The sequence below is a fragment of the Arthrobacter sp. zg-Y1143 genome (assembly GCF_030125565.1).
Lineage (GTDB): Bacteria > Actinomycetota > Actinomycetes > Actinomycetales > Micrococcaceae > Arthrobacter_B.
On record NZ_JASKLW010000004.1, the window covers coordinates 208,396 to 223,274 of the forward strand.

The 14,879-nt window shown below is 64.8% G+C and carries 15 protein-coding genes; 9 read left to right on the top strand and 6 right to left on the bottom strand.

Annotated elements, in window-relative coordinates; all coding sequences use genetic code 11:
* The first annotated feature begins 168 nt into the window (after nt 1–168).
* Nucleotides 169–981 carry a shikimate 5-dehydrogenase gene (locus QNN98_RS05095; RefSeq protein ID WP_227925078.1) on the top strand — a complete coding sequence of 271 codons (813 nt, stop codon included), beginning with the start codon at nt 169–171 and terminating at the stop codon, nt 979–981.
* 42 nt (nt 982–1,023) lie between these two features.
* Here QNN98_RS05095 and QNN98_RS05100 read toward each other — a convergent pair whose 3' ends face one another.
* Nucleotides 1,024–2,253, bottom strand: a complete 1,230-nt coding sequence (locus QNN98_RS05100; protein WP_227925077.1) for a class I SAM-dependent methyltransferase — start codon at nt 2,251–2,253, stop codon at nt 1,024–1,026.
* Nucleotides 2,254–2,307: 54 nt separating this feature from the next.
* Here QNN98_RS05100 and QNN98_RS05105 point away from each other — a divergent pair, with 54 nt between their 5' ends.
* The 5 genes from QNN98_RS05105 (at nt 2,308) to QNN98_RS05125 (ending at nt 7,147) form a co-directional block, all read left to right on the top strand.
* Nucleotides 2,308–3,462, top strand: a complete 1,155-nt coding sequence (locus QNN98_RS05105; protein WP_227925076.1) for a MalY/PatB family protein — start codon at nt 2,308–2,310, stop codon at nt 3,460–3,462.
* A gap of 135 nt (nt 3,463–3,597) precedes the next feature.
* Nucleotides 3,598–3,966 (top strand): DUF6507 family protein, encoded by a 369-nt coding sequence (locus tag QNN98_RS05110; protein WP_283996427.1) that lies wholly within the window; start codon nt 3,598–3,600, stop codon nt 3,964–3,966.
* Nucleotide 3,967: 1 nt separating this feature from the next.
* Complete coding sequence (locus QNN98_RS05115) at nt 3,968–5,188, top strand: hypothetical protein (RefSeq protein ID WP_283996428.1); 1,221 nt, start codon at nt 3,968–3,970, stop codon at nt 5,186–5,188.
* An 82-nt stretch (nt 5,189–5,270) separates the two neighbouring features.
* A complete protein-coding gene (locus tag QNN98_RS05120) occupies nt 5,271–5,675 on the top strand; it encodes a hypothetical protein (protein ID WP_283996429.1) in 405 nt (134 codons plus the stop codon).
* A gap of 101 nt (nt 5,676–5,776) precedes the next feature.
* Entirely contained in the window at nt 5,777–7,147 is a 1,371-nt protein-coding gene (locus tag QNN98_RS05125; RefSeq protein ID WP_283996430.1) for a hypothetical protein, read from the top strand.
* 32 nt (nt 7,148–7,179) lie between these two features.
* Here the strand turns inward: QNN98_RS05125 and QNN98_RS05130 are convergent, their stop codons facing one another.
* Nucleotides 7,180–7,482, bottom strand: coding sequence for a hypothetical protein (locus QNN98_RS05130; protein ID WP_227912854.1), 303 nt, complete (start codon nt 7,480–7,482; stop codon nt 7,180–7,182).
* A 372-nt stretch (nt 7,483–7,854) separates the two neighbouring features.
* Between QNN98_RS05130 and QNN98_RS05135 the strand changes: the two genes are divergently transcribed.
* Complete coding sequence (locus QNN98_RS05135; RefSeq protein WP_283996431.1) at nt 7,855–8,649, top strand: hypothetical protein; 795 nt, start codon at nt 7,855–7,857, stop codon at nt 8,647–8,649.
* Between the two features lie 10 nt (nt 8,650–8,659).
* Here the strand turns inward: QNN98_RS05135 and QNN98_RS05140 are convergent, their stop codons facing one another.
* The 4 genes from QNN98_RS05140 to QNN98_RS05155 all read right to left on the bottom strand — a co-directional run bounded on the left by QNN98_RS05140 (nt 8,660) and on the right by QNN98_RS05155 (nt 12,495).
* Nucleotides 8,660–9,418, bottom strand: a complete 759-nt coding sequence (locus tag QNN98_RS05140; protein ID WP_283996432.1) for an iron ABC transporter ATP-binding protein — start codon at nt 9,416–9,418, stop codon at nt 8,660–8,662.
* Between the two features lie 37 nt (nt 9,419–9,455).
* A complete protein-coding gene (locus QNN98_RS05145) occupies nt 9,456–10,472 on the bottom strand; it encodes an iron chelate uptake ABC transporter family permease subunit (RefSeq protein WP_227912862.1) in 1,017 nt (338 codons plus the stop codon).
* Nucleotides 10,465–11,490 carry an ABC transporter permease gene (locus QNN98_RS05150; protein WP_283996433.1) on the bottom strand — a complete coding sequence of 342 codons (1,026 nt, stop codon included), beginning with the start codon at nt 11,488–11,490 and terminating at the stop codon, nt 10,465–10,467. Before QNN98_RS05150 ends, QNN98_RS05145 begins: the two co-directional genes overlap by 8 nt.
* Before the next feature lie 63 nt (nt 11,491–11,553).
* Nucleotides 11,554–12,495, bottom strand: coding sequence for a siderophore ABC transporter substrate-binding protein (locus QNN98_RS05155; protein ID WP_283996434.1), 942 nt, complete (start codon nt 12,493–12,495; stop codon nt 11,554–11,556).
* Between the two features lie 334 nt (nt 12,496–12,829).
* Between QNN98_RS05155 and groES the strand changes: the two genes are divergently transcribed.
* The gene (gene groES, locus QNN98_RS05160; RefSeq protein WP_146361179.1) at nt 12,830–13,126 is read left to right on the top strand and encodes a co-chaperone GroES; all 297 of its coding nucleotides are present in this window, start codon (nt 12,830–12,832) and stop codon (nt 13,124–13,126) included.
* Nucleotides 13,127–13,208: 82 nt separating this feature from the next.
* Entirely contained in the window at nt 13,209–14,819 is a 1,611-nt protein-coding gene (groL, locus tag QNN98_RS05165) for a chaperonin GroEL (RefSeq protein ID WP_227925068.1), read from the top strand.
* Nucleotides 14,820–14,879 lie beyond the last annotated feature (60 nt).

Genomic DNA, 14,879 nt, shown 5'->3' on the forward strand with positions numbered 1-14,879 from the left:
CCTGCTTCATGCATTACCAACTAACAGCGCCCGGACCCGCATCTTTGCGCTTGAGAACCTTCCCAATCCTATCGCCGCGGACAGCACCGGCAGACCTGTTACGCCGAACCGGTCCTGCGCCGCGGGACCGGCGCGAGCTGCAGCCGTGCCGGCAGCCATAATGGACAGATGCCGATCCTGAACAAAGACATGACCCTGTGCATCTCCCTGGCCGCCAGGCCGAGCAACATCGGAACCCGTTTCCACAACTACCTGTATGACGAGCTGGGCCTGAACTACGTCTACAAGGCCTTCGCCCCTGCAGACTTGGCGCAGGCCATTGCCGGGGTGCGCGGGCTGCCGATCCGGGGCGCGGCGGTGTCCATGCCGTACAAGGAGGAGGTGATTGCACTGGTGGACCGGATGGACCCTTCTGCCAAGGCCATCGACTCCGTGAACACCATCGTCAACGACGACGGCGTGCTCACCGCTTACAACACGGACTACCTCGCCATCGCCCGGCTGCTGCGGGACCACAGCGTCCCGGCCTCGCACTCAGTGCTGCTGCGCGGGTCCGGCGGCATGGCCAAGGCTGTCGCCGCGGCCCTGCGGGATGCGGGCTTCTCCGACGTCACCGTGGCGGCCCGCAACGAGGCCGCCGGGCGGACGCTGGCGGACCTGTATGACTTCGCGTGGCAGCCGGACCCGGGAACCTCGACGGCGGACCTGCTCATCAACGTGACACCGCTGGGCATGGCGGGCCGGGACGAGGACGTGCAGTCCTTCACTGACGACGCCGTGGCTGCCGCGAAGGTGGTGTTCGACGTCGTCGCGCTGCCTGCCGAGACCCCGCTGATCACGGCCGTGCGGGCTGCCGGCAAACCGGTCATCACCGGCGCGGAGGTCATTGCCATCCAGGCCGAGGAGCAGTTTGTGCTCTACACGGGTGTGCGGCCCACGCCTGAGCAGGTCCGGGCGGCCAGCGAGTTCTCCCGCGCCTGAGGGAGCGTCCCCGCCGGCCGCCGGCGGCTCCCGGTATGCGGCTCAGGCGGCGGGGACCGGCTCCACCACCAGGGCCACACGGTCTTCCCCAATCCGGGTGAGGACCAGTGTGGCCTTGTTGTCCGCTTTGCCCGGTCCCCTTCCGGAACCGGCGAGCAGGGCCTTGCGTACTTCCTCGGGCGTCACGGACATGCCGCGCTTTTTGATATCCAGCACGCCGATGCGGTTTTCCTTCACCCAGGCCTTCAGCGCCTTGACGTTGTAGGGGCGCACCTCGAGGATGCGGTAGGCCCGGGCGAACGGCGTCTCGCGCAGCTCAGGTGCGCAGATGTAGGCAATGTGCTCATCCAGCAGATGCCCCTCCAATGTGCGGGCGACATCGGCCACCAGCCCGGCACGGATCACGGCGCCGTCGGGTTCGTAGAGGTAGCCCTCGGCCGGACCCACCTGCACGTCCTGGGCGCCGGCGTCGTAATCCACCGGTGAGGTCAGTTCAGCGGCACCGGCGGCGCCGATAACCAGCGCCGCCCGGCGGACGCCGTCGCGGCGGAGCGCGTTGAACCACAGCGTGGCTTCCGTGACGTCGCCGTCCACGGAGACCCACTGCGCTTCGCAGTTCGCCGGCAGCGCCTCGTGCGGAATGCCCGGGCCCATCTTCACGCCTACCGGCAGCCCGGAATCGGCCAGGGACTCCACAAAGGACAGGGGAGGGGAGAACGCCTCCGGATCAAAGATGCGGGTGGTTCCCGACGTCGAGGTGGTGCGGCGCGCGGGATCCAGCCACACGCCGTCGAATCCGGTCAGGTCGAACTCCTCCGCCCGTCCCTGCACCACGGTGGCCTCGGGCCAGGGCATCAGGTTGATGGTGGCCGCGGCGGCAGTGACCTCATCAAGCTCCACGGAGGTTACCTGCCGGTCCAGGGTGGCCAGGGCCAGGGAATCGGCGCCGATTCCGCAGCCGAGGTCGGCCACCTTGGCCAGGCCGGCCGCCTGGTAGCGCTGGGCATGCAGGGCCGCAACATTGAGCCTGGTGGCCTGCTCCAATCCCGGGGCGGTGAAGACCATGTGCTCCGCGAACGGGCCGAACTTTGCCCGGGCCTTCATCCGCAGCTTCGCCTGGGTCAGCACGGCGGCCACCAGCTCGGGGGAATGCCCGGCCTTGCGCAGCTCCGTGTTCAGCTTCAGGGACTCGGATTCGAGATACGGGGGCAGGGAGTTCAGCAGCTGCCATCCCTCGGGGGTCAGAACGTGTGCAAGGGAAGTATCAGGCATGCCCACCAGCCTAGTTCTTCTGCGTGCAGCCGCGTTAGCTGTAGGTTGGGCGGCATGACGAAGATCTCCGCCGAGCCGCTGGCCGCACTGCGGGAGCGGACCAGCTGGAAATGGCAGACGTATCCGCAGGACGTGCTGCCCCTGTTCGTGGCCGAAATGGATTATCCGCTGGCCGAACCCGTGCAGCAGGCCGTCATCGACCGGGTGCTGGCATCGGACACGGGTTACATCGCCGGGCCCGGTATGGTGGCGCAGGCCTTTGCCGGGTTCGCTGCCCGGACCTGGGGCTGGACGGTGGAGGCGGGGGATGTCCGGTGCACTACGGACGTGAGCGTGGCGATTGTGGAATGCCTGCGGCAGACGGTGCCGGTGGACGGCAGCGTGGTGATCACCCCGCCGGTGTATCCGCCGTTCTTCGAACTGCCAGTGGAAGCTGATGCCTCCGTGGTGGAAGTGCCGCTGCTGCCCAGCGCAGAAGGCTGGACGCTGGACCTGGCCAACATCGAGCGCGCCTTTGCCCGCGGTGCTGATGCCCTGCTGCTGTGCAATCCGCACAACCCGCTGGGACTGGTCCACTCCGCCGGCACCCTGCGTGCGCTCGCCGACCTGTCCGCGAAGTACGGCGTGGCCGTGATCAGCGACGAAATCCATGCTCCGCTGACGTATTCGCCAGACTCCTTCACCCCGTACCTCACGGTGTCCGACAACGCGCGGGAGTTCGGCATCTGCGTCACCGCCGCCAGCAAGGCCTGGAACATTGCCGGCACCAAGTGCGCCGTGATGGCGGCGGCAAGTGAACGGACCCGGCTGCAGCTGGACTCCATGCCGGCGGAAGTGTCCGCCCGCACCAGCATCCTGGGCCTGCATGCCACAACAGCGGCGTACAACGACGGCGGCCCTTGGCTGGCCGGGGTGATGGAATCACTGGCGGAAAACCGGATACTGCTGGGGGAGCTGCTGGCGGAGCATTTGCCCGGGGTCGGCTACCGTGCGCCGTCGGCCGGCTACCTTGCCTGGCTGGACTTCGGTGCGGCGGACTGGGGAGATGATCCGGCTGCGTTCGCCTTGGACCATGCGCGGGTGGCGTTGGAACCGGGACTGCGGTTCGGCCGGCAGGGTGCCGGATTCGCCCGCCTGAATTTCGCCTGTTCACCCGAGGTGCTTACCGAGGCCGTGTCACGGCTGGCCGCCTCGGCCGCCCTGCGGTAGCCGGGCCGGTATATGCAGCATTTCCATGGGTAGTTCTGTCCATGGTAAAAGGCGGTGGTCGCCGGTAATGTTCCGTTCCGGACAATGCACATTGTTTTGCGGCCTGTAAATGAACTATCGGGGGATCAGTAAATCATGGGTCTGAACGGTTACAGCATAGATGTTGCTACGTGCTCGGGGATATTGGCGAGGGCGCGTGATGACGAAGGCGTTTGGAATGCAATCAGAGCGGTCGACGTCGCCTACGATGACGCCGCTAACAGTTGTGGGAGCGCTGCCGTGGCAGCAGCGCTTATCGAAGTGGGCGAAATGCTTTCCCAGCAGGGACAATTCGCGGCTGCCCGTGTGGAAAATGCCGTGGACGGTGTGGGGCAAGCGGTCAGCGCATACATCCAGGGCGACATGGACATGGCCGAATCGGGCCGGCGGAGCGTGAACCAGGTACCGCAACTGGATCACGACCCGGCAGCGTCGGGTGCCCGCAGCGTTTCGGCGGTGTCTTGACATGGCCATCGACACAACAGGCTTGTCCGGCTGGCCCTCGCCGGCGCACCTGCAAGCCGGGGCCAGGGAACTCTCGAATGCCGGCCCGCAGCTTGAAAACGCCATCCTGGATGTCTCGGCGGCATGGAACGGTTTGCAGACTGCCTATATGGCCCCTGAGGCCGACCAGGTGTACGGCGTGTTCTCCGACATCACGCCGCATGGAAACTTTGTCAGTGCTGTTTCGGTGCAGGCCGCAAGGGCCTTGGAGACGTTTGCCGACGGCATTGCCGTGTTGGAAGGAGCGCGGGCTGTCCTGTTGGCCGATATCGCCGGCCATAATGCTTTCGTCAACAGCGCAGCCTGCACCGAGGAAGACGCACCGCAGATGCGTGCCGCGGGTGATTTGCTCCAGGGCCGGGTTAACACCCTTGCCGCCGAAATCCTCCAACTGGAACAGGAATGCGTTCAGGCCCTTTCCGAGGCCACGGGGGAAACCAATCCGCTCTTCTCCTTCGCATCGACTGAAACCGGTGGATTCATCCTTAATACGGTTGATACGTTGCGCGGCGGCGCGAAATCCCGGGGTGCACACTCGGCTGCAGGCCCCCGCAACTACTACGATCTCCGGCCCGAGGTCAACGAAAAGCTGTATAACGCCTCTCAGCGCTACGCAAGATACGTGGATGCGAACCCGGACAAGTGGGCCGTTGTCCCAGATGAATTCCGTGATGCCACGAAGATCGGCAAGGCGGCACGTGCAGCCGGTCCCGTGATGGTGGTCGGCGGGGGCCTGCTAACTTTCGGTAATGAACGCCAGGATGAGATTAACCGGCTGCGGGAAGCAAATCCCGGGATGTCGGAGGCGGACATTGAAGGCCAGGCGAATGAGAAAGCCATTTTCCGTGCCGGGACGAGTGTGGCCGCGGGTCTGGGTGCAGGCTATGCGGGTGCCGCAGTCGGTACGATGATCGGCGGCCCGGTGGGGACCGTAGTGGGCTTTGGCGTCGGCATGGCCATTTCATGGGCGGTGGACACCGAGTTGGATATCTTTGGTGGCCGTAGCTTGACACAGGCGGCAGGTGACGGAGTGCAAAATCTTTGGAATGCTGTTACCGAGAACGAAAAGGTAGAGAAAGCCGCCGCCAAGGCCAAAGAACTTGTCAGCGATGCCAAGGAAGCTGTAGAAGGTGCCATTGGCAAGGCCGGCGCAGCTATGTTCAAGAGCGTATTCGGACGATGACCCGGACCTGGGGTATCTTCCAATTCTGCGCCGCATTCCAGCGTGACCCGCAGGTGCCTACAGACAGAGACAGGTGATCCCCTTGAAAGAGGACCTTTTCCTTGCGATTTTTTCCCTGCCCTTCGGCGGGTTTCTGATGGTGGTTGGGCTCTTGGTCTATAACGGTCGTTTCCTGGCGTTCCGAGCGGTGCTGAACAGCTTTCGGAGTGGTGAACCTGCCCTGGCGTCCACCTACATTGGACTTTTTTTCATCCTCATTCCCCTCTCGCAGATGGCCTTAGCCGCCGATATCAATGAATTCGCCATAATGGTGATTGCCTGTGTTACTCTGCTGAGCGGTTTTATAGGGGTGATTGGTGGTTTCTGGATGCCGAATTTCCTCAAGCCCCGGTTTATCCGGGAAGAAAATGCCGAGCGAAAGCGGGCGCGGCAGGCCGATCGGAAGCGGCGGAAGGAAATCCAAGCCGGATCCGTAAGCGCTGAGTGAACGCCTGATCCGCTTACCGGCGCGCCGGCTTTATTCGTCGACAACTATAGGGGCACCCATTGGATCTGTTTTCAGGTTTTTCTCCGGTCAGCTTTCGCGGGGTGAACGCTGCCCTTCCTCCGGGATGGGTGCAGGAGGAAGGCCCCGATGACACCTGGGTACTGGCGCACCCACCGGTACCGGAGGGCCATTTCCGCCCCAACCTTGTGATTCGCATCGGGCGGAACGATGGCCATCCGCTGGAATGGGTGGCGTCCACGGGGCTTGCCGCCACCATGGCTCAGTTCGCCGCACTCCACGTTCTGTCCGTGGACGAATGGCCCAAGGTTTTTGACCCGTCGCTGGGGCGGGCCGTCCCCGGACGAAGGCAGCGTTTCGTCTATCAGGGAGACGGCCAAACCGTATGCGTGGACCGGTGGATCTGGGTGCTCGGTGCAGGGGTAGTTGAAGCGACCGGCAGCTATGCCTTGGAGGACCACACCGGGCAAAAGACCCTCATCGAATACCTGGTTGACCAACTGACAATCACCGGCCACGGCAGTAACCGGATTCCGGACGGAGCGGACCTGGACGGGAACATGGATCCCCGTCCCGACGTTTTCGCCTCGGAGCAGCGTGGAACCTATCTCGAGGACCTCACCCGGGTCAGCGCTGAACAGCCTTACCAACCGGAGGGGTGGCTGTTGACCGCTGCTGCCGCCGACCTCCTGCAGAACCTTCAAGGACGGAAGAAACTGGGCCGGTTTGATCTTGCCGGCAACCGGTCTGCAGCGGCGGAACTGGTGGAGGCCGGGCTGCTGACCGCCGAGGGGCATGTCACTGAGAAGGGTGCCGCTTGCCTCTATCCTCTCACTGATCCCGTCGCCAGGCTGTCCCTTACAGCCAGGCGCGGTAACGAGGAAACAGCGGCGGACGTGTGGATCGGTGAAGGGCTGGCTTTGTTGGTCGCCGGTCCGTCGTTCTTCGGTCCGTCCTCCGAGCCGGCTTATGGGCCCAGGGAACGCGAAGTCCGTATACTTCCCCCCGCCCTTCTGCCGTTGGTCCTGGCATCATGGGCCGGCGTGGCTCCGGCATGGGCCATGCGGCATGATCCGCTTGTCGTGAGCGAAGGAGTGTTCCACGCGAGGGTAGCTTCCTCGTCTGTCCCTGCCCCCAGCGCCGGGGAAGCGGAGCACCGATTGTGGGCCGCCCAGTGGACGAGCTGGGACATTACCCATATCGAGGCCAATGCCGGCTTCCGCTGGCTTCATGCCGGCGAGGCAGGCCACTACTCGGTGATCCCGGCCGACGGCGGTATCCGGCTGGATGCGCAGCCGTCCTCCCTGGTCTGGGATGCCATCACCAGAACGGTTCATACTGCAGCAACGGGAGCACCGCTGGATCTCGGTGCGGATGTCCCTTCCGCATGGCTACACGCCCGATCCCTCGAGGACATTGTCCACCGCCCGGGGAACGGGGCGCCCACCCGCTGAGCAGTGGCGGAAGGCTGGAGGCGTCCGGAGGGCTAAGCCGCCGGAGCCAGGATGCTCAGCTGCCGAGGTGCAAGTGCCTCCGTCTCCGGCCGCCCCGTCAGCACCGGCAGTTCGCCCGTTTCGGAGCTGCGGGTCAGGCCGGCCATGGCGCTCTCGGTGACAACGGCCCGGCGCAGGTCCAGGACTACGTTGAGGCCCGGAAGGGTGGCGTTGGCTCGGCGCGCCAGCACGTACAGCACCCTGCAGTTCTGGTCAGTGACCCGCCCGTGCACCACCAGCCGTGCCTGCTGGAGATCGAGGTCGAGCCGGATGGCCACACGGAGTTTGGGGTCCACGGCAGGTCCTTTCCTTGCGGGCGGCGGAAGCTTGGGGTCCCAACCTAGGAGAACGGTCTGGGGCGGCGCAATACAAGGGGCGGTTAACCGGCCGCCGGGCCTGCGTATTTGCCGATGGGCTTCATGGTGCACGGTGCGGGGCAGGTAGTCGATGGGTAGTTCTACCCATCGACGGTTTTTGCCTCCGCCCGTACGTTGGAACCACACGTCAATCAGGGGGCAGCAACAATGCCGGTATACGGCCGCACCACCGGGGAAATTAGTGCCCGGCACAGTACCGCCCGGCACAGTACCGCCCGCACACAGCCGGCTGGGCCCTTTCCCGCACCCGCTCCCGCTCAGGGGACACTCCCGGAAGCGCTGGACAGTTTCATGCTTTCAGCATCGGCGCTGGAGTTACTGGCGGCCATGGTTTCGCGCGCGGCCGTGGAACGGCGTCGTCGGAGGCTGCAGCCGGCTGCGGTGGCCGAACTGCAGGACGCGGACCTGCTGACTGCAGATGCTTTCCTCACCGCCCGGGGACACCGCCTGGCCGGGCCCTGGCGACGGGCCGATAGAAGGCTGGCACTGTGCAGCCGCAATTATGGCAGCAGCACCAGGCTGGACATCTGGACCGGAGAACGCGAGGCACTGCTGCTTACGGGAACCGACGTGCTCACGGGACCGGATTTGCTCTCCGGGCCCCGCGCGTCCAGCGGAAACGAGCAGCTGTCCCTGCTGCCGTTGGGCAGCCTGACACCTGTACTGGCCCGCCGGGCCGCGTCACCGCACGCAGGGCCCGGATCCGCCGCCGCACCGGGAGGGCATCAGGTCCTGGTTCTTGACGCGCGGGAGTATGAGGACCGGCTGAACGGTTTCCGGTTGCCGTACCCGGAGGGAGCCGGCGCAGAGATCCGGGACATGCTGGAAACGGACTGGACGGAATGGACCCTGGCCGACCAGTCCTCGGGGCAGGGATTCACCTGGATCAGCGCTGCCGGGGCCGGCATTTGGGCCGCACAGTCACTGCCCGGCGCCGGCACGGCGCTTGAGGCGATTGCATCTTCCACGCTCCAGGACATCCTCATGTGCCTCGTTTATGCTCTCCCCGAGCAGCTCGGCTCTGCGCTGCCGGCGAGCCGCGGCCGTGGCGGGCGGAAGCAGCAGCAACGCGGGCAGGGCCGCTGATCGGGGCCGGTCAGGCGAAGTACACGCCTATCCGGTTGCCTTCAATTTCCTCGATCCGGATATCGATGTCGTAAATGTCCTTCAGGACTTCCGGGCGCATGATGTCCGACGGCGGCCCCTGATGAATCAGCCGGCCGTCACACATGGCGATGATGTCGTCCGAATAGCAGGACGCGAAGTTAATGTCGTGGATGACCAGCACCACGGTCTTGCCGAAGTCGTCGGTAAGCCGGCGCAGCAGCCGCATCATTTCCACGGAGTGCTTCATGTCCAGGTTGTTCAGCGGCTCATCCAGCAGCAGGTAGTCCGTGTCCTGGGCCAGCACCATGGCAATGAACGCGCGCTGGCGCTGGCCGCCGGACAGCTCGTCCACGAACTTGTCCGCCAGGGCAGTCAGGTCCAGGTACTCCATGGCGGTATCGATGTGGGCCTTGTCCGCAGGCCCGGGACGTCCGCCGTTGTGCGGGTAGCGGCCAAACCCGACCAGGTCCCGCACAGTCAGGCGGACAGTGAGCTGGTTGTCCTGGCGCAGGATGGCCATCTTCTTCGCAAGGTCGCGCCCCGGCGTGGTGACGACGTCGAGCCCGTCCACGGTGACCGTCCCCGAGTCCATCCCCAGCAGCCGGCTGATCATGGAAAGCAGCGTGGATTTGCCGGCGCCGTTGGGTCCAATGATCGAGGTGATGCCGCCTTCCTTGATTTCGCAGCTGACACCGTCCACCACGACGGCGGAGGAGTAGCGTTTGGTCACGCCGGAAACGGAAATCATGATGCGGGGCCTTTCTGGCGGTGCAGCGGGGACGGGATCATTTCACCGATCCCCGCAGGAGCAGGATGAGGAAGACAATGCCGCCCACGAATTCAATGACGATGCTCAGGGCGGTATCGAAGTCGAAGATCCGCTCCAGCACCAGCTGCCCGCCCACCAGGGCAATGATGCCCAGGAGCACGGCAATGGGCAGGACAGCTGCGTGGCGGAACTGGGCGCACAGCTGGTAGGCCAGGGACGCGACGAGCAGGCCGAAGAAGGTCACCGGGCCCACCAGGGCGGTGGACACCGCCACCAGCACGGAGCAGATGACCAGCGTGGCGGTCACCGCGCGCTTGTGGTCCACGCCAAGGTTCACTGCGGTTTCCCGGCCCAGCGCCAGCACGTCGAAGGAGTGCCGCATGCGCCAGGCCATGGCACTGACGACGGCGACGGCAACGGCCGAATAGCCGAGCAGCCCGGCGTCCACGTTGTTGAAACTGGCGAAGAACAGGTCCTGCAGGATGATGAATTCGCTCGGGTCGATCAGCCGCTGCAGCAGCGAGGAGAAGCCGCGGAACATGGTGCCGAAGACAATGCCGACCAGCAGCATCAGGTGCAGCGACTTGCCCCCGCCGGTGAACAGCCAGCGGTACAGCAGGAAGGAGAAGCCCACCATCAGCAGCACTTCGATGCCGAACCGGGCGGGGGCGCCCAGGGACAGCAGCGCCCCGCCGCCCAGGGCGAAAACGAGCACGGTCTGGATCAGGACGTACAGGGCGTCGAAGCCCATGATGGAGGGGGTGAGGATGCGGTTGGCAGTCACGGTCTGGAACAGCACCGTGGAGACGCCGACGGCGTAGGCCACCAGGATCATGGAACCCACCTTCACGGCACGCCGGGGCAGGATGTAGCCCAGGTTGCCGCGGAGCTCGATGGTCATGAACACGGCGACGAGGGCCGCAGCCACCACGCCCAGGGTGATGATCCAGAATTTCGCCGGCACCGTCCGGACCGGCCGGCGCCGGTGCTCCGTGAGGGCTGCGGGCAGCACGCTGGGGGAGGACTCAGGCACGGGAACCCCGTTTGCGCAGCAGAAGGTACAGGAAGATGACACTGCCGACGGCGGACACAATAACGCCTACGGGAATTTCATACGGGTAGCGGATGGTGCGGCCGATGATGTCGCACAGCAGCACGAAACCGGCACCGAACACGGCAACCCAGGGAACAGCCCGGCGCACGTTGTCACCGATCAGCAGCGAGACCAGGTTCGGCACGATCAGTCCCAGGAAGGGTATGGAGCCGACGCTGACCACAACCACGGCACTGATCAGGGACACGATGACCAGGCCCAGTGCCATGACCCGGTTGTAGTCCAGGCCGAGGTTGGTGGTGAAATCCGCCCCCATGCCGGCCACGGTGAAGCGGTCTGCGGCAAGGTAGCCGATCAGGGTCAGGGCGCCCACAATCCACAGCAGCTCGTAGCGTCCGCGCAGGACACCTGAGAAGTCGCCGATCATCCAGCTGTTGAGGGTCTGCAGCAGGTCGGTGCGGTAGGCGAAGAACGTGGTGACGGCGGAAATGACGCCGCCGAGCATGATTCCCACCAGGGGGACAATCAGGGTGTTGCGCAACGGAATCCGGCGCAGGACCAGCAGGAACAGTGCGGTCCCGGCAGCGGCGAAGACCGAGGCCGCGGACATCTTCAGGAACATGGACGCACCCGGCAGCAGCACCGTGACGGCGAGGATGCCCAGCTGCGCCGATTCCACCGTTCCCACAGTGGAGGGCTCCACGAACTTGTTGCGGGCCATCAGCTGCATGATCAGGCCGGCCACGCTCAGGGCCATGCCTGCCAGGACGATGCTCAGGGTGCGGGGGAATTGGCTGGCCCAGAAGAGCATCTGCGTGGTGGGATCCCCGGCAAGCAGCGAGGACAGGGACAGGTCGCCCACGCCCACAAAGAGGCTGAGGGCTGCCAGGAGGATAACAATGCATACACCCGCGGCGAGTCCGGAGGCCGAACGCACAAAGCGCCGCCGTTCAACGGCGGCGGGGGCTGGTGCCGGCGGCGCGGCGGTAGCGGTCATAGTGATGTCCAGTTCCTCCGCGGCCCGGCACAGGTGCCGGGCCGCGGAGCGGGGGAGGTGCGGCTAGAGGGCGTCGTGGATGGTGGAAACCATCGAGTCGACGTTGGTCAGGCCGTATCCGACCAGGTACCAGCTGGCGGAGTCCAGCATGGTGATGTTGTTGTTCTGAGCAGCCTTGGTGCTCTTGACCAGTTCGTTGTCCAGCACGGCGGACGCGGCTTCGCCGGATTCGCCGACGGCAACGTCCCGGTCAATCACGAACAAGTGGTCGGGGTTGGTGTCGGCAATGTAGTTGAAGGACACGGACTCGCCGTGGGCGCCTTCGGTCTTCACTTCGGCAGCGGGCTCGACGCCGAGGACGTCATGGATGATGCCGAAACGCGAGCCGGCGCCGTAGGCGGTCATTTCGCCGCCGCTGGTCATCACGATCAGGCCGTTGCCGGCGTCGGCTGCCAGCTTCTTGGTGTCCCCGACCTTGGACTCCAGCGCCGAGAGCTTGTCCTCGACCATGTCGTCCTTGCCGAAGATCTTTCCGATGGTCCGGGTGTTTTCCTCGAAGGAGTTCCACGCATCGGTGTTGTCGACACTCAGGTCGATGGTCGGGGCGATCTTGTTCAGTTCCGCATAGGAATCCGCAACGCGGCCGGAAATGATGATCAAATCCGGGGCCTCGGCGCTAATGGCTTCGAAGTCCGGCTCCTTCATGCTGCCGATCTTGGTGATGTCATCCGCCGCGTACTTGGACAGGCTCTCGGGGAAGTTGGCTGCCGGGACGCCGTCGACGTCAATGTCGAGTGCATCCATGGTGTCCAGCGCACCGAGGTCGAAGGTGTAGACGGTCTCGGGGTTCACCGGTACTTCGGTGCTGCCCTGCGCGTGCTCGACCGTCACGGTGGAGGCCTGCGTGGACTCGGCGTCGGCTTCTGCGGCTTCGGTGGAGCAGGCGCTGAGGGCCAGGAGGGACACAAGGGCGGTTCCGGCCAGCAGGCGGGACGTGGTGATCATGGGGGCTCCGGTAAGAGTCGTGGTGCCTGTTTCGGAAATAGGGCACAGAAATGTTTTCTAATGATGCGCGCAGATGAAAACTATCCCGCTTAGGTAAGCCTAAGCAAATCAGCTTTCCCGGCATTAGCCGCGCAATGGACCGCCGGAGACGGCGGGAATCGGCCTGCGCTGGCACTCACCTTGACCGAGTGCTAACCGTTGCATAAAGTCTCACTTAGCACTCCGAACGTGAGGGTGCTAACTCCCGAAGGGACAGCGCGAACCGGCACCGCGACGACGGCCAGCGCCAACCAACGGCCCCATTCTGTTAGAAACTACGCAAAGGAGAGCCCGAGTGTCGGTCTCTATTAAGCCCCTTGAAGATCGTATTGTTGTCCGCCCCCTCGAGGCCGAGCAGACCACTGCTTCCGGTCTCGTTATCCCGGACACTGCCAAGGAAAAGCCCCAGGAGGGCGAAGTAGTTGCAGTTGGACCCGGCCGCGTTGACGACAACGGCAACCGCATCCCGGTTGACGTTGCCGAAGGCGACGTAGTCATCTACTCCAAGTACGGCGGAACCGAAGTCAAGCACGGTGGCCAGGAGTACCTGGTGCTGTCCGCCCGCGACGTGCTGGCCGTCGTCGTAAAGTAGTTCCCCCCGGAAAACCCCGGCCACATCCTGGCCGGGGTTTTCTGATGCAGGTGCAGATGTAGTTGTCGGAAAGGACACACACATGGCAAAGCAGTTGGAGTTCAATGACTCCGCCCGTCGCTCGCTGGAAGCCGGCGTTGATAAGCTCGCCAACGCAGTCAAGGTGACCCTCGGCCCGCGCGGCCGCAACGTCGTCCTGGCTAAGTCCTGGGGCGCTCCCACCATCACCAACGACGGCGTCACGATTGCCCGCGAAGTCGAGCTCGATGACCCGTACGAGAACCTTGGCGCACAGCTGGCCAAGGAAGTAGCCACCAAGACCAACGATGTTGCCGGCGACGGCACCACCACGGCCACCGTCCTGGCGCAGGCCCTGGTCAAGGAAGGCCTGCGCAACGTTGCCGCCGGTGCTGCTCCCGGGCAGCTCAAGCGCGGCATCGAGGTGTCCGTGGACGCCGTTGCCAAGCGCCTTCTGGAGAATGCCAAGGAAGTTGAAGGCAACCAGGTGGCCCACGTGGCCGCCATCTCCGCGCAGAGCACCGAGATCGGCGAACTGCTGGCGCAGGCCTTCGACACCGTCGGCAAGGACGGCGTGATCACCATCGAGGAGTCCTCCTCCACGCAGACCGAACTGGCCATCACCGAAGGCATGCAGTTCGACAAGGGCTACCTCTCGCCGTACTTCGTCACCGATCCGGAGCGCCAGGAAGCCGTCCTCGAAGACGCGCTGATCCTGATCAACTCCGGCAAGATCTCCTCGGTTGCCGAGTTCCTGCCGCTGCTGGAAAAGGCGCTGCAGACCTCCAAGCCGCTGTTCATCATTGCCGAAGACGTCGACGGCGAAGCCCTGTCCACCCTGGTGGTCAACAAGATCCGCGGCACCCTGAACGTGGTTGCCGTCAAGGCTCCGGGCTTCGGCGACCGCCGCAAGGCCATGATGCAGGACATCGCGACCCTCACCGGCGCACAGGTGGTCAGCCCCGATCTGGGCCTGAAGCTGGACCAGGTTGGCCTGGAGGTCCTGGGTTCGGCCCGCCGGATCACCGTCACCAAGGACAACACCACCATTGTTGACGGCGCCGGTTCCGAAGCCGACGTTGCCGACCGCGTGGCACAGATCCGTGCGGAGATTGAGCGCACGGATTCCGACTGGGACCGCGAGAAGCTGCAGGAACGCCTGGCCAAGCTCTCCGGCGGCATCGGCGTCATCCGCGTCGGCGCAGCCACCGAGGTGGAGCTGAAGGAAAAGAAGCACCGCATCGAAGATGCTGTTTCCTCCACCCGTGCAGCCCTGGAAGAAGGCATTGTGGCCGGCGGCGGTTCCGCGCTGGTCCACGCCTCGCAGGTCCTGGACACCGACCCGGAGGTCCTGAAGCTCGAAGGCGACGCCGCCACCGCGGTTTCGCTGGTGCGCCGCGCACTGGCCCAGCCGCTGCGCTGGATCGCTGAAAACGCCGGCGCCGAAGGCATGGTCGTAGTCGCCAAGGTCGGTGAGCTGAAGGTCAACAACGGCTTCAACGCCGCCACCGGCGAGTACGAGGACCTGATTGCCGCCGGCATCATCGACCCCGTCAAGGTCACCCGCTCGGCCCTGCGCAACGCCGCTTCGATCGCTTCGCTGGTGCTCACCACCGAAGCCCTCGTGGTGGAGAAGCCTGCCGAGGAAGACGAGGACCACGGCCACCAGCACTAGCTGAACAGCCGCCCTCACCAGGCACCTGGCCCCGCCCCGGAAACCCTTCCGCGGCGGGGC

What these genes read in the sequence shown, in the direction of transcription:
- QNN98_RS05095 (WP_227925078.1), top strand. Translation starts at nt 169, where the DNA reads ATGCCGATCCTGAACAAAGACATGACCCTGTGCATCTCCCTGGCCGCC.
- QNN98_RS05100 (WP_227925077.1), bottom strand. Translation starts at nt 2,253, where the DNA reads ATGCCTGATACTTCCCTTGCACACGTTCTGACCCCCGAGGGATGGCAG.
- QNN98_RS05105 (WP_227925076.1), top strand. Translation starts at nt 2,308, where the DNA reads ATGACGAAGATCTCCGCCGAGCCGCTGGCCGCACTGCGGGAGCGGACC.
- QNN98_RS05110 (WP_283996427.1), top strand. Translation starts at nt 3,598, where the DNA reads ATGGGTCTGAACGGTTACAGCATAGATGTTGCTACGTGCTCGGGGATA.
- QNN98_RS05115 (WP_283996428.1), top strand. Translation starts at nt 3,968, where the DNA reads ATGGCCATCGACACAACAGGCTTGTCCGGCTGGCCCTCGCCGGCGCAC.
- QNN98_RS05135 (WP_283996431.1), top strand. Translation starts at nt 7,855, where the DNA reads ATGCTTTCAGCATCGGCGCTGGAGTTACTGGCGGCCATGGTTTCGCGC.
- QNN98_RS05140 (WP_283996432.1), bottom strand. Translation starts at nt 9,418, where the DNA reads ATGATTTCCGTTTCCGGCGTGACCAAACGCTACTCCTCCGCCGTCGTG.
- QNN98_RS05150 (WP_283996433.1), bottom strand. Translation starts at nt 11,490, where the DNA reads ATGACCGCTACCGCCGCGCCGCCGGCACCAGCCCCCGCCGCCGTTGAA.
- QNN98_RS05155 (WP_283996434.1), bottom strand. Translation starts at nt 12,495, where the DNA reads ATGATCACCACGTCCCGCCTGCTGGCCGGAACCGCCCTTGTGTCCCTC.
- groL (WP_227925068.1), top strand. Translation starts at nt 13,209, where the DNA reads ATGGCAAAGCAGTTGGAGTTCAATGACTCCGCCCGTCGCTCGCTGGAA.